General features: G+C 60.8%; 10 protein-coding genes and 2 tRNA genes. 9 read left to right on the forward strand and 3 right to left on the reverse strand.

Going from position 1 to position 14,612, the window contains the following annotated elements:
- Window positions 1-12: 12 nt before the first annotated feature.
- From ACX80W_RS01865 to ACX80W_RS01900, 8 genes are all read left to right on the forward strand, one after another.
- Complete coding sequence (locus ACX80W_RS01865) at window positions 13-1,920, forward strand: DEAD/DEAH box helicase (protein ID WP_459279905.1); 1,908 nt, start codon at window positions 13-15, stop codon at window positions 1,918-1,920.
- 128 nt (window positions 1,921-2,048) lie between these two features.
- Window positions 2,049-2,120 (forward strand) — tRNA-Thr (locus ACX80W_RS01870).
- Between the two features lie 55 nt (window positions 2,121-2,175).
- A tRNA-Met gene (locus tag ACX80W_RS01875) sits at window positions 2,176-2,249 on the forward strand.
- Between the two features lie 642 nt (window positions 2,250-2,891).
- On the forward strand, window positions 2,892-4,058 hold the full coding sequence (locus ACX80W_RS01880) for a hypothetical protein (protein WP_459279907.1): 1,167 nt from the start codon (window positions 2,892-2,894) through the stop codon (window positions 4,056-4,058).
- Window positions 4,058-5,347 carry a hypothetical protein gene (locus tag ACX80W_RS01885; RefSeq protein WP_459279909.1) on the forward strand — a complete coding sequence of 430 codons (1,290 nt, stop codon included), beginning with the start codon at window positions 4,058-4,060 and terminating at the stop codon, window positions 5,345-5,347. Before ACX80W_RS01880 ends, ACX80W_RS01885 begins: the two co-directional genes overlap by 1 nt.
- A 545-nt stretch (window positions 5,348-5,892) precedes the next feature.
- On the forward strand, window positions 5,893-8,262 hold the full coding sequence (locus tag ACX80W_RS01890; RefSeq protein WP_459279911.1) for an N-6 DNA methylase: 2,370 nt from the start codon (window positions 5,893-5,895) through the stop codon (window positions 8,260-8,262).
- Between the two features lie 43 nt (window positions 8,263-8,305).
- Entirely contained in the window at window positions 8,306-9,163 is an 858-nt protein-coding gene (locus tag ACX80W_RS01895) for a hypothetical protein (RefSeq protein WP_459279913.1), read from the forward strand.
- A 103-nt stretch (window positions 9,164-9,266) separates the two neighbouring features.
- Window positions 9,267-9,707: a Panacea domain-containing protein gene (locus tag ACX80W_RS01900; RefSeq protein ID WP_459279915.1), complete on the forward strand. Its 441-nt coding sequence runs from the start codon at window positions 9,267-9,269 to the stop codon at window positions 9,705-9,707.
- A gap of 140 nt (window positions 9,708-9,847) precedes the next feature.
- Here ACX80W_RS01900 and ACX80W_RS01905 read toward each other — a convergent pair whose 3' ends face one another.
- The gene (locus tag ACX80W_RS01905; protein WP_459279916.1) at window positions 9,848-10,768 is read right to left on the reverse strand and encodes a tyrosine-type recombinase/integrase; all 921 of its coding nucleotides are present in this window, start codon (window positions 10,766-10,768) and stop codon (window positions 9,848-9,850) included.
- Window positions 10,769-11,160: 392 nt separating this feature from the next.
- Window positions 11,161-11,475 (reverse strand): helix-turn-helix domain-containing protein, encoded by a 315-nt coding sequence (locus ACX80W_RS01910; protein WP_459279918.1) that lies wholly within the window; start codon window positions 11,473-11,475, stop codon window positions 11,161-11,163.
- 953 nt (window positions 11,476-12,428) lie between these two features.
- Between ACX80W_RS01910 and ACX80W_RS01915 the strand changes: the two genes are divergently transcribed.
- Window positions 12,429-12,731, forward strand: coding sequence for an endonuclease VII domain-containing protein (locus ACX80W_RS01915; protein WP_459280194.1), 303 nt, complete (start codon window positions 12,429-12,431; stop codon window positions 12,729-12,731).
- A gap of 1,629 nt (window positions 12,732-14,360) precedes the next feature.
- Here the strand turns inward: ACX80W_RS01915 and ACX80W_RS01920 are convergent.
- The gene (locus ACX80W_RS01920; protein WP_459279920.1) at window positions 14,361-14,585 is read right to left on the reverse strand and encodes a helix-turn-helix transcriptional regulator; all 225 of its coding nucleotides are present in this window, start codon (window positions 14,583-14,585) and stop codon (window positions 14,361-14,363) included.
- Window positions 14,586-14,612 lie beyond the last annotated feature (27 nt).

Consider the following 14,612-nt stretch of genomic DNA (forward strand, 5'->3'; position numbering starts at 1 on the left):
GGTCCTTCCTCCATGCCTGAAAACCTGCCCCTTGAAACCTCCGAAACCGTGAACGCCCCGGCTGCCGATGACGCCGGAGAGCTCCTGTTCACCGATCTCAACCTCGATGCCCGCGTCCTCGCGGCGCTGACCGACGTCGGCTACGAAAAGCCCTCACCGATCCAGGCCGCCACCATTCCGGCCCTGCTCGAGGGCCGCGACGTCGTCGGGCTCGCCCAGACCGGCACCGGAAAGACCGCAGCATTCGCGGTTCCCGCGCTGTCGAAGATGGCCGAACTCGCCGACATCAACGGCGTCAGCAAGAACACCCAGGTCCTGGTCCTCGCCCCGACCCGCGAGCTCGCGCTCCAGGTCGCTGAGGCGTTCACCTCCTACGCCCGCCACATGGACGGCTTCTCCGTGCTGCCCGTCTACGGCGGATCGCCCTACGGCCCCCAGCTCGCCGGCCTGCGCCGCGGCGCCCAGGTCGTCGTCGGCACCCCCGGCCGCGTCATCGACCACATCTCCAAGGGCTCCCTCGATCTGTCCCACCTCGAGTACGTCGTGCTCGACGAGGCCGACGAGATGCTCCGCATGGGCTTCGCCGAGGACGTCGAGCAGATCCTCGCCTCGACCCCGGCCGAGAAGCAGGTGGCGCTGTTCTCCGCCACCATGCCCCCGGCCATCCGCCGGATCGCCAAGAAGTACCTGAACGACCCGGCCGAGATCGCGGTCAAGGGCAAGACGACCACCGGCACCAACACGCGCCAGCGCTACCTGCAGGTCATGGGCCCGCACAAGCTCGACGCGATGACCCGCATCCTCGAGGTTGAGGACTACGACGGCATCATTGCCTTCGTCCGTACGAAGATGGCCACCGAAGACCTGGCGGACAAGTTGCGTTCACGGGGCTTCTCGGCCGCCGCCATCAACGGAGACATTCCCCAGCAGCAGCGCGAGCGCACCGTCGAGGCCCTGCGCGAGGGCAAGATTGACATCCTCGTCGCGACCGACGTCGCCGCCCGCGGGCTCGACGTCGAGCGCATCTCGCTCGTCGTCAACTACGACATCCCGCACGACACCGAGTCCTACGTCCACCGCATCGGCCGCACCGGCCGTGCCGGGCGCTCGGGCGACGCGATCCTGTTCATGACCCCGCGCGAGAAGTACCTGCTGCGCTCCATCGAGAAGGCGACCCGCCAGCCGGTCGAGCAGATGCAGCTTCCCTCCTCGGAGACGATCAACGAGCTGCGCCTGAACAAGTTCGCCGAGAAGATCACCGAGACCCTTGCCAGCGAGGACGTCGCGGTCTTCCGCGACCTCATTGCCAGCTACGAGCAGGAGCACAACGTTCCCGCCGCAGAGATCGCCGCCGCCCTGGCGGTCATGGCGCAGGGCGGGAACCCGCTCCTGGTCAAGGACATCCCGGTGGCCCCCGCCGGGCAGCGTGAGCGCTCGGAGGGCCGCAAGGACGCCTTCGGCTCCCGCGGGCCGACGCGCACGCTCACCGAGGGCAACGCCACCTACCGGATCGCCGTTGGACGCCGCCAGCGCGTCATGCCCGGCTCCATCGTGGGTGCCATCGCCAACGAGGGCGGGCTCTCCTCCTCGCAGATCGGCGGCATCGACATCCGCGCCGACCACACCCTGGTGGAGCTCCCCGCGGATCTCTCCAAGGATCAGTGGCGCGCCCTGTCGAAGACCCGCATCGGCGGTGAGCTGATCCACCTCGAGCTCGACAAGGGCCGCAAGCCCAACCGCGAGCGTCCGGCCGGCGAGTTCAAGAAGCCCTTCAAGAAGGAATTCAACAGGGACTCGAAGGACTTCAAGAAGCGCGATGGCGACACCCGGTTCTCCAGCGACAGCGCGCGCAAGCCGCGGTCGGGCAAGGCTGCCGGAGCCGGTCTCGGCCGCTCCAATGCGCAGTCCGACCAGTGGTGAAAATCACCTAGGCTAACCCCTTCGGATCCCCGCCACGGCGGGGATCCGAAGCGAAATCAGGGGTCCGCACGCCAGGGCGGTTGTTGATTTCGCACAGCGGCTCGGAACTGGTAAAGTTTCTTGTCGTTGCCCCCCTAGCTCAGTGGTAGAGCGCGTTCTTGGTAAGAACGAGGTCACCGGATCGATTCCGGTGGGGGGCTCGTAAATGAGGGGGCCCGTGACGATCATCCGATCGGTGCGGGCAGACTCATTTAGGGCGGTGTAGCTCAGCTGGTTAGAGCGCACGACTCATAATCGTGAGGTCGTGGGATCGAGTCCCACCACCGCTACAGACAAGACCCCCGGAATCCTTGAGATTCCGGGGGTCTTTCAATTGCGAAGAGGCAACCTGGTCTCGTGGTCTACCACGGGATTCTCCCGGAAGCCCCTCGCTTCTCCAGGGCATGGATGTTTTTTGGATGTTTTGAGCCGACCCCGAGTGTGCGTTGGCGGAGGCCGCAACTTCGGAGACGCCCCGACCGGAGCGTGTGCTGGTTAGGCCACATGACCTACCGAACGCTGCTCGGGGCTCAGGCAGCCGCCGACTCAGTGGAGAGAACGACCGGTGCGCTGTAGAGCTAGATTGCCGTGCTGGGCCAGCGCACTGTAGGCCCCGGTGGGGGCCGGCGGGCTGGCAGCGGGGAATTCGTGCTCTATGTGCCTCCTGGCCCGTCACGCAGGCCGTGGAAGGCCCTAGGAAGGCTCTAGGAAGGCCTTGAGGAGGGACGCGCTGCAGGAGAACTAGGGAAGTTTGTGTCTGCTGTAACTTAGAGCAGGGGCAAAGACGTCCCCATTCAGCTAGAAATATGGGGGTAGTTGGCGTGGAGGGCATCAATCTAGGGCTTAGGTGTCAGGACGTGCACTCAGGAGTTCGCAACGTGGACCCCAATTCTCCACTCCTTAGTCCCCTGAACGACACTCGTATCATTGGTATGGCCGCGACCATCGCAGGTCTTATACGGGGTCGAGACGTCATTCAAGATGGCCAAGCGCTGATGACGGTGGCCGCCGCTCAGCTCGATGTCAGCATGCTGTCGTTCGATTCCGTGATCCGCGTACTTGAAGACGTAGATTTTGTTCAAGGCGTACAGCGGACCGGCGGAAAGATCACGTCGTTCACGGAGAACGTCCCTTATTACGAAAGCCTCTATGAACGACTTGGGGAGTCCTGGCAGGACCGCCAGCCGACCGAGATTGAGCAGCAGCTCTTGACGGTTGTTGATGGACTGTCAGGCGCGCCGGTGCCGGTTGAGGAGATAGAGAACAAGTACGGCCTGGACCGCTCGGACCTGAGTCACGTCTTGGCCGTGGCCAAGGGTGGCGGACTCATTCAAGTCCTGAAAACAACGGATGGGGATATCGCCTACTCGCCTTTCTTTGGATTCGAAAATCCGGAGCTCCTGACCGAGCTTGTCAACGACCACGGAAGTGGGCAGTTGAGCGAGGAGTTTGATGCCGTCCGAAGGCACCAGGGTCTCGCTATCTCGAAGGAACAGTACCCACTGATATCCGATGCCATTGCTCGCGGTCTGGTGATGGCTCCGGCGGTGCAGCTTCCGGGCGGGAATTCGCAGGCGTTTGCCGCATTGCCTTACGTGCCGGATAAGAGGCTTCTGACAACCCACAAGGCTGTTCTCGACAAGGCTCTGACCGTGCTTGCTTGTCTACGTTGTGCTGAGTACGACGGCGGTCACAATAACTTGTCGCAGAGTGCCTTGGTGTCCGTGATCGACAAGTTGTTGGACAAGAACCGAGGTTTCCTCGCGCCTCATAGTTCCCACGAAAGGCAGTACAACCTTATGTATCGTGCGGGGCTAATAGTTTTCGATCCGGATTCGATGCCGGGAGGCAACTGGAAAATGCCGCGGTTTGTGGATACCGAGGATAACCGGGCTGCGTTGATTCTAGCCAGAGACCTGATCACACATGGTGAGGGCGTTCAGAGGCGGGTGAGCGACCAGGAAGCTCGGAGTGCATTGGACGCAGGCAACGCTTACGTTGCCCCTATGCAGACCATGTACCGCAGCAGGCAGAGCGCCATCCAGGATCCGAAGCACTACTCGCAAATATTTGAAGCAGCGATGGGACGGTTCGTATAGTGTCGGAGCTTGATCTGGGACTTAAGGTAGGAACGCGCCGCCTCTTTTGGGACATGGGGTTGTCAACGCGTCTCGACGTGGAGCTCAGAGGGCACAAGGCTGCTAACCAGCGCGGAGGCGCTCAATCTTTCACTGACCTCGACGTCCTTGGCATCTCTATTTCGCCCGACGTGCGTATGACCACCCTGATAGCTGACTGCAAAACGAGCAAACGCGACAGCACGTCACGCATGTTTTGGGTCAGGGGAGTCGCCGAATTCTTTGGAGCGGACCATGCATATCTGGTTCGAGAACACGAGGTCACTGACGCCGCCAGGCAGCTGTCGGCGCGACTCGGCATCGGCATCCTCACTAGTCCTGAACTCGCGAGACTGCAGACAATCCACAATCCGCGTCCCAATGCTGAAGCGGCTGGCCTCGATGTCCTCTTTGATAGACGGGCAGTGGCCAGCCACCTGAGCGCGTTCAACGGGTTAAATAGCAAACTTGATCACCTCCTCGAGTTCTGCCAGTTCAACTACTGGGTGAACCAGCCCCACAGAAACCCGACTCAGCTTGTTGCTCACCTTTCCAAGGCCAGCAATCTTCTGAATCCGATGGATCCGGCGCACCGCGCTGTGTTTTTGGATCTCTGCTGGCTTTACCTGCTAAGCCTCACCCGCGTTACCGGATATGTGCGGGGTGGCTTCCTTGGCGACCCGGACAGAGCGGTCCAAGAGTACCTCTTCGGGGGGCCGACAGGGCTGGACGAGAAGCGCGTGACAGCTGCACTCCTGAACCAGGCACGTCCGGCAGGCACGCCGGAAATGGACCATCTGCCTGCTTACTTTCGGCCAATGCTCGAATTGATCACCCGACTTCTGAAGCGTCCTCAGCATCTTCAGACCTCCCTCCGGTATACCGAAGTGGCTACCGCTTTTGCTACGGCGGGGAACGTAGAGCCGATCCCCCAGGCGCTCAAACCCGCAGACTTTGATCCAATCGCCGCAAAGCTTGCGGCCGATGTCTGCGGTTTCGTTACAAGGGTTTGCGGCCTCAACCCCAAATTTCGAGACCACGCTCGTCGAGTGCTGCTGGGCGAGGAACCGTCCGCTTCATCTGCAGTTGCCGACGCCGCAGTCAGCAGGCCGTCGAGTCTTGAATTCAACTCAAGACGAACGTCACGACCTGCGGAAGACTCGACGTCGAGCCTCCCCCAGTTGTCGCTTTTGGACTTGAATGACTGGGAGCCCGATGGAGACGACGAAGGAGGTCTTGGCGAACAAATCAGCGGAGGTTCGGGCCGGTAACCGGGTCTTGCAAGTGAAGACCGTAGGCCGGCACCCGCATGATGCAGGCGCCCAGAACAAGGGACTCCCGTGCCCTGGCGCTCAGGTGCACATAGAGCCGAAGATGTTGCAGCCTTCCCATGGCCTGCCAGCGTCGCCGACCTTCGCCCTCGTTATGAGAAGGTCGCCAGTTCGACTCTGGCAGGAGGCTCATAAGATGCCCCCAGGTTCTGCTGAATCTGGGGGCATCTGTCTCTCAAGTCGACATAAGCCTAAGTTTGCCAGTACCTGTCCTATCGATGGATTCCCAGTGGTTTCGTCACTTTCTCGTCACCTCCAAGAGTTGGGACATGCGCGGCATGGGGCGACCGAGACCCCCGCGTTTTCGGAGACTGCTCGGCGCGGAGGGCAGTTCGTGACCCACCCCGTGCCCCGCCGGTTGGCGCTCTCTACTACGCGGTGGGGCGAGCGTGGTGCGCACTCTGATGTCAGTTCTTACCCATAGGATTGCTCAGAGGACACGGACACATGGCCCTGGATGGGCACGCGTAGCAATGAGGAGAGTTTTGGTTCGGAACATTAGTGAAACGCGCACCGAGGACCTCACGCGTGACCTGCTCGCAATCCGAGGCTGGGACACCGCTCGACCTCCAAAAGGTCAAACCCTTCGGCAAGGTGAATACCGGGGACACCCAGAGCTCACGCAGATCTTCGCCGGGTGGAGTAAGACGGGCGCGGGCGATGCGATCCCCGACTTCATGCTTCTGTCAGGTAGCAACAACCTGCCGGCACTAGTGATCGAAGCGAAGTCCGATGTGCGGCGGGTTGATGAAGCCATAGGCGAGGCTACGGCCACCTACGGGAACGCCTGCCACGCGGCGGGACACCCAGTAGTCGCCGTTGGTATTGCAGGTCAAGACGGTGACGACTTCGCTGTGCGGGTTCAACGACGAATCGGGGATGACTGGGTCGACGTTTCATACGAGAACCGGCCCATCGGGTGGATACCGAATGAGGAGGAAGTGCAGCGCCTTCTCGACAACGCTGACCTAACAGACCTCATGCCGTCTGTGCCGTCACCTGAAGTTCTCGCGGAGAAAGCAGAGCTGATTAACAGGATTCTGCGCGAAGCAAGCGTGCGGGATGGACAACGGCCGACTTACGTAGGCGCCCTGATGTTGGCGATGTGGCGCACCAGGGGACGGTTAAGGAAGTTCGAACCAGATTGGATCCTCAAGGACGTTAATGAGGCATGCAAGCTCGCGTTCCGAGATGCCAACAAGGCTGAACTTGCTCGAAGCCTTCACATCGACGAGGAGAACGCGGCCTTGGCTGGCTCCGTGCATCGAATCATCGCCGAGTTGGAGAAGCTGAATGTAGTTAGTGCTTCGTTCTCCCACGATTATTTAGGGCAGCTATACGAAGCGTTCTTCCGGTATACCGGCGGCAATACGATTGGCCAGTACTTCACACCACGCCACATCACCCGATTCATGGCGGACCTTTGCCAAGTAACACAGCACGACAAGGTGTTGGACCCTACATGCGGTACGGGAGGCTTCCTGATAGCCGCCCTGAACCGAGCACAAGAGGTGGGACACCTCTCTTATGCGGACGCAGTGGAGGTTGTTAAGCACAACCTGATTGGCTTTGAGAGCGAGCCAGCTACAGCCGCACTTTGCGTTGCGAACATGATCTTGCGAGGGGACGGTAAGAGCGGGATCCATCGAGCGGACGTCCTGACGACGGGCGAGTTCCCTGTAGACGGTTGCGATGTAGGCCTGATGAACCCACCGTTCCCGCATAAGAACACCGACCACCCCGTACAGGCTTTTGTGGAGCGGGCCTTGGAGGGTATTCGCCGCAGAGGGAAACTCGCGATCCTCATGCCGACGAGCCTTCTGGCGAAGAAACCTATCGGTGCTTGGCGAAAGAAGATACTGCACAACCACACCCTCTTGGCTGTCATCGAGCTCCCTGACGAACTCTTTCAGCCCTACGCGGCGGCAACAACGTCGATCGTCATCCTCGAGAAGGGTGTACCGCATGCCGCGGCGCACCAGACTAGTTTTGTGCGCGTGAAGCATGATGGGTTCGCACTCAGGAAAGGGATCCGTGCTCTGGATGCCGTCCATGAGAATCAGATTCCAGCCGCCATCGAGGCCGTGCTCAACAAGTCGACCGTGCCTGGCTTCGCTGGCTTGGCATCCATAACAGGTGAATCCGAGTGGACGGCTGGAGCGTACGTGCCCTCGGCACTCCCTGAACCGGACGAGTTGGAGCTGAGTGTCCATGAGCTCATGCGCAGGTTGTACTCCTTCTATGTAAGGTACGCAGGAGAAATTGCAGGCCAACGCCGTGCCGTCGAAGAAGGCAGACTGAATCCGAAACCATACCGTTCTATGTTGTCCGCCGCCCGGCTTGCTAACGCTGCAGCCCTTCCATCCGTCGAAGGAACGATCGGCGGCTACTTTGATGTTTTTTACGGCCAGAAAGAACTTCACAGCCGGGAAGGAGTTGCCCCTGGTGAAGCGCTCGTCATTTCTCCGACTGAGGCATATAACGGGTGTTATGGATGGCTTCACTTTGACAAGATCCTCACGCCGGGGTTCGTGACAGTTGCGCAGACTGGAAGCATCGGTGAAGCGTTTGTGCAGCTTGAGCCTTGCGCGGTGAACGATGACTGCCTCATTTTGCTTCCGAAAACGAACCAGGCGCTGAGTGAGGCTCACCTCATAATCGCCGCAGCGACCATTCGGCTTGAGAAATGGCGTTTCAACTATGGCCGCAAGCTGACACCGGCTCGAATAGCTCAGTTTCCCCTGCTCTTGGATGAGGACCTCGTTTCGTCGGTTACGGCCGAAGTTACGCGGTGGACAGCCATTGCGGAGTCAGCTGTAGGAATGTACGCGCCCCGAGAGGATGCAGTCGTCTGAATGGGCGAAGACAACATAGGAGATCTGTGAGCAGGGTCGCCAGGTGAGCCTCAACGGGAAGAAGAGGCCCTGGACCTTTTGGGGCAGCCTTGCCGTTGTCATCCTCATCGCCTTGTGTGCAGTGGTGGCGGCTGGAATACCGGTTTGGAATTCGATCGACCCATATTGGGATCCAGCTGCCCCGAAAGGGGACCTAGCGAGGTACCGTCACCCCCGCTTCTTCTTGCCTCTGGGCGCTGGCATCGTGGCTGCTGTCCTCCCTCTGGTGAATCAGCACATGACCGCGAAACGTGCCACCATCAACGGGGAGTTTGTCGCCGCCAAAGCTTTCGAGGTACTCCAAGACCTTGAAATGGCAATGGGGCGGCTATCGGCCGACGACAAGTACCAAGCCTATTTCGATGACTTGATCAAGAAGTGTGGACCTAAGTTATTCCAAGGGCGCGACGTCCGTATAGGTTTCTTCATCTTGGAAGGGGGCGAATCAGAGGACCTTGCAGACCTTTCTTATCTAAGGAAACGCGCAGCGTATGAGCGGAGCAACGTCATGCCGATCACTTACATAGTTGGAACGACTGACGCGGATGGAAGAGATCAGGCCGCCGAGATGATCTCGCGCGCGAAAGCTGGCAAGGACCTGTGGGTCAAGGACATCTATCGGGACAGTACCGGCTGGACGAGGCGTAAGAAGGTTCGGAAGACCGCCTATCGGTGCTTCATATCAGCACCTGTAACTGACGCCTCCAAGTCCAGGTCCCTCGGCTTACTCACCGTTGACGCAGCAGAGGTTGGAGACCTTACGGAGTCTGACGGTGAATGGGTGAGGATTCTGGCCGGCATGTTGTCCCACGGGCTTCGTGACGAGGTCGCCGAAGTACCCAAGCCCACCAAACCCGCATGATTGCTGTTCAACGGCCCGCCGAAGTGTCGGGACGCAGCCGGACCGGGACTGTACTCTGAATGAAAGTAGTGATGATTACATGACAAGTCAGGATGGAGGACCGATGGCGAGTACCAGCATCGTCGATGTCGCGCAGTTCATTCTGTCGGAGAACGGTCCGATGTCGACGATGAAGTTACAGAAACTCTGCTACTTCAGCCAAGGTTGGTTTTTGGCTTGGACATCGCGTCCGCTGTTTCGTGAGGACTTCCAAGCTTGGGCGAACGGGCCCGTATGCCGGGAGCTCTACAATCTGCACCGGGGAGATTACGGAGTCGACAAGCTCAACGTTAATTCGCTGGGACAGGTTACAGACCAGCAGAAGCGAATGATTAGAGCCGTGCTGGAGTCTTACGGGCAAATGTCTGGTTACCAACTCAGCGAACTCACCCATAAGGGTCGCCCCTGGAAGAGCGTACGGGATCGGCTGGGACTCGTGGACGGGCAGCGAAGCGAGGCGGTCATTGATAAGGAAGCGATGCTGGACTACTTCAGCAATCTTTAATCGCTCGTACAGCGGGGCAACTACAAAACCGTGTTTCGCTGCCGCACACTAGTTGGCGAGCACAGCCGATTCCCGTACTCGGCATGTTCGACCACCTCCTCGTCACAACCGAGCACCTCAGCACCACTCACGCCGGGAAATTAAGCAAGCGCCCGTGCAACGTCGTAACCCGCCGCCTTGTTCAGGCTGTGCCGCGCCCGGTCATACCGGCGTGTGGTGCGGGGGTCTGCGTGTCCCATGCTGTCCTGCAAATCATGCAGCGCGGTGCCTGAGTTCAGGGCGATGGTTGCGAAGGTGTGCCGCAGGGAGTGGGGACTGACCTCGCCCTCAATGCCGGCCTTTCGTGCCAGCCGTTGAATGGTGCGGAACGCCTCCGATGCAGCCCAGGGCTTGCCCGTTGCCGTGGTGAAGATCGGCAGGCCCGCGCCTGCCGCGCTCACCAGGTCTTTCCCTGTGGTGTCCAGCAGGGTGTTCAACGCTTCCACTGCGGGGGCCGGCACGGCAACCTTCGCCGTTTTGCCGCCCTTGCGCCGGACCGTCAGGGTCCGGTGCCCATTGTCGTGGCCGTAGTCCACCGTTGTGGAACCCAGTGCCTCACTGAGCCGGATGCCGGTGAACAGGAGCAGGCTCACGAGCGCGTGTGAGCGCCCGCCGTCGGCGCGTGCCGCATTCAGGAGGGCACGTGCCTGGTCTTTGGTCAGGCCCTGCGTGGAGCTGTGGTCGGCGTCCACCACGGGGCGTTTCACCAGCTCCACCGGATTGCCCGGCACGGCCCCCTCCGACATGGCGAAGCGGTAGAAGCTCGAGACCGCTGCCAGCTTCCGTGCCACCGTGGCCGGCGCGCCCGTCAGGGTGTGCCGGTACCCGTCGATGACGGTGCGGGTGGCGCCCAGCAGATCCAGACCGTGCCCGTCGAGCCACCCTGCAAAGTCGGTCAGGTTCCGGGTGTACGCCCGCAGGGTGTGCGGGGAGGACTGGGCCAGCTGCCAGCCCGCAATGAGGCGGGCGTGGCGTTCCTGGTTGGAAACAACGTTGTTTTCCTCAACGGCAATTAGGGTCATAGACACATGATAACTGACATTATCGTGTGTCTTCCGGCCGCTTCACAGCTCGGATGAACAACCACACACACAGCAAGGCGAAAGCCAGGTTAACGGCCTGCGTAACCCAGTAGAACCCAGTGGCGATGCGCCCCTCGGCCAGTACGGAATACGCATTGCTGGCCATCCAGAGCAACGCTTAAACGCACCCAGCCAAAGCCTGGCCTTTGGTCGGCCATTTCCTACGCTTGGCACCCATGCTCCGAGCCTAACGGCGCCGTCAACAGCGCGTCCTGCGGGCCGAACGACTGCCATTGCCGTGCGGTTTCTGTAGGGACTGAAACAGGCGCTTCGCCGCGTCGCCGTTCTGGGTTCGCCGCGTCGCCGTTCTGGGTATGTCGCTCCGCGCTACCTCACGATTCGCCCATGGAGCGCCGACCGCCGCGGTAGGGGGCCCTCTTTGCCTCGGTTGACGGTTCTGTAAAGAGGGCCGCTACGGGCAAATCCAACACCTCAGCGATGTCCCAAAGTCGTTCATAGGCAATACTTCGGCGGCCCCACTCAATTCCGATAACCATGTTGCGGCTCAGGCCGGACTCCAGCGCCAGGGACTCCTGCGACAAGCCCTGTGCGAGGCGAACCTCACGGATGCGAGCACCCACCTTCCGCCGCCGCGCCAGCCATCTTTCACTCTGCTCCTGAGAGGACTGTTCCGGGCGGGTTGGCACCCTCCTATGTCAATCAAAAGCGTCAGCGTTGTCTGCTCTACTAGTGGCACATGCATCCAATGGCGGATACAGGAGCCACAATGCCAAAAGACGAGAGCCATCCGATACACGAGGCAGTGATACTGCCGGGGGCGGAAACACAAGGAGTCAATCCCCGCCCGTCTGGATCCCCGCCGGAAGACCGAAGCCGCCCCGGAGAGGAAAAAGGGTCCTGCATTGGCCCCGGCCATGACGAGGGCGGCCTGTGTAGCCGCCCCGTCAAATCACCTAACAGCACGCTCTGCCGGGCGCATCACGAGCAGACTCAGCGCGGGGATCGGCAACTACGACCCATTCAGAAGCGGTCCGGGCCCGTGCCCGAGCAACAGTGCCCTGGTCCAGGCCGTGACGGCAACATTCAATGTGAAAACATGGCCGCGCACACCTCCGGCTTCTGCGACCCCCACCACCGGCAAGAAAGGAAGGGGAATCCGCTCACGCCTGTCCGGCACATCAATGTTCCAGACGGACCGTGTGTAGGACCGGGGCCGGGTCCTGAACAACCCGCCTGCGGCCGGCCGATCATGAATAAGACGCACAGTTTGTGCGCGGGGCATTACGGTCAACACAACCGGAAGATACCTCTGAAGCCGCTTAGGCTGAACCGGCGCAAAGGTGAGGCGGAGCCTTGCTCCTTCAATGGTTGCCGATACATGAACGCGCCACGTGGCGAGGGACTCTGCCATCACCACTGGCGCCAGAAGCAGGACGGCAAAGACCTATCAGCCCTGCGCGGCACTCCAAATCGTGGCAATGCCGTTCTGGACAGAGACCAGGACGGCAACAAGCTCTGCCCTGTGTGCGGTGAGTGGAAGGCAGTCGAGGAGTTCTGCCTCTCCACATACTCCCGGGACGGACTGAACTACAGGTGCAGGACCTGCCATGCTTCGGTCACCAAAATGTCCCGCTACAACATGGATCTTGATGGGTATGAAACCCTATTGGCCCGCCAGGGAGGCGGGTGCGCCATATGCGGTAGTTCCCTGCGGGCCGATGGGGCCCGCCTGTCCATCGATCACGACCACCGTTGTTGTGCCGGTGAAGCATCCTGCGGCAACTGCATCCGCGGAATCCTCTGTCCCAACTGCAACCGGGGGCTTGGGCTTTTCCAAGATCAACCAGATTTGTTGAAAAAAGCCATCGCCTACCTCGTACTCAACTCGATCTACCCCCCGGTACTCGTTCCGGAGCGGACAACGTCGACGGACAGGTCATAGTCAGGGCTGGAGGCCATGCCACAGAGTAAGACGTGTTCCTATCTCCTTGAAAGGGGCGGGGGGGGGGGGGGTGGGGGCACCTGGGCTGGATGCCCCCCCCAGTGGTGATCGCCCCCTTGGGAGCGGGCAGGATGAAAAGCTTTTTGCGGGCTTCGGATCCGTCGCCGTTAGTGTGCAGGATGTTGGCCACAAGCGCCAGAGCACCTGCTGTACAGCCTAGGATGCAAACCTCAGGTTGGTCCGGCGGTGGAGTTCAGCGGCAGGTGCTTAGCGGGAGGACCAACCTAAGATCGACAGATGCGGCTGCTGATCTCCCATGGGACCCCTACCGTTGTCTGGTCTCGCTGCGCCACGGGCCAGGTTCATTTCGCCGGAAGCCGAGTACCGTCGGCATGCATGCCCGGCACGGTGCCTTCACCTGTCGAAAGCCAAGTTGGTGACCCCACGCAGCTTGTGCTGCGCAGGCATGGCAAAGCCCGGCGCGCAGATATCGTCTCTTCCGCAGGTCCCATTCCTTTGCCTGGGACGGTGACTCGGGTGCTGTGGCGTTCTTGATCACCTCACCGTCGCGCCTGCGGGGCGCGCACCGTGGGGGTGAGACTGTCAGTTTCGTTGTCATTGTGAAATTGGTCCAATCTGTAGTGGTAGGTTTGCCCGGGGCTGGGGCCCCGGCATATCGAATGTTGTTCTCAGCGCAAGGGGCGTTCCGCCCGGCGGCGCTGAACGCACCAATCGCCTTTGGTGGGGGAGGCGGTGTGAAGCCGGAGGCGAAAGACCGCGGAGCATGTCGACGAGGACGTCAATCTCTCGCCAAGGAAAATCACTTCCGCTCTTTCCTTAGAATTGGGTGCTCAGAACGGGGGGCGGTCCGCGCCCCACGGGGGTTCATGACGGTCCTTATCCGCCACACGGTGCCACTGGTGATCGGAAGACGTCCAGACATGCTCGAGGAGGGCTCGAGCTGAGACTTCGAACGGTTGCGCGCGAACAGCCACCGTTCCGAGATACCGAATCGAAGTCTTGTTGAACCTGGGCGCCGACAGCAGGAGACCCAAGCGCTCCGCTGATTTCCAATGCTGGGTGGTGGTCCAATCGCTCCATCCCGTGAGCCCGGAGATTGTCGCGCGGTCAACCGTGGTGACGCCGCGGGCGTTGGCCTTGGAGGCCGTGGCCAGCATGGTTGCCTTCGCTCCGTCACTGAGAGATGACGACGAGATGGAAGCAGCGAACTCGGCATATGTCCATCGAGAGGAATCGATGCGAGCTGCGCGGGCCGAAACCCGCGCAAGGTACCAGCGGGGGGCGTCGGGGTGTTGTGCCGCGGGCAATCTCCGAAGTGTCGCCCTAGTCAAGGCGAAACGGCGGTGTGCAGTATCTTGAAGCCGTTTGATCGCCCCGGGGAAGAGCACCAGTAGGCACCCACATGGCCGGCGTTCCGCAGATCTGAAATGGCGGAACGCACCACGGCTTGGTCTTGACCGGTCGCCTTCGTCAGCTTTACCCAGGTTGTGTACGCAGTGGGCGCGAGGCCGGTCATGCTTGCACCCAGAGCTTCTGCTACTTGGAGGGCAGGCTCTCGCAAAGTGGGGTCGGTTCTGACCTGGGCCAACCAAGCGTCCTTGTAAGGGTTCAATTGGTCACCACCTGGTGGTCCATCCAGCGGTCAACGTCGGACAGCCGGTAGATCACCTTTGATCCGATGAGCCGCCGCGGCGGGCCGTCGCTGAGGTGTGTTGCGAGGAACTTCTCGGAGACGCCCATGTACGCCGCACATTCCCGGCGGGTGAGGTACAGGTTCCCGGTGATCTCCCGGGCCGTGGCGGCAGTGATTGCACCCGAAAGGGTGCTATGCAAGGTTGTACTCAATGGTTCACTTCCTGA

The organism is Arthrobacter melezitosi (assembly GCF_054511055.1).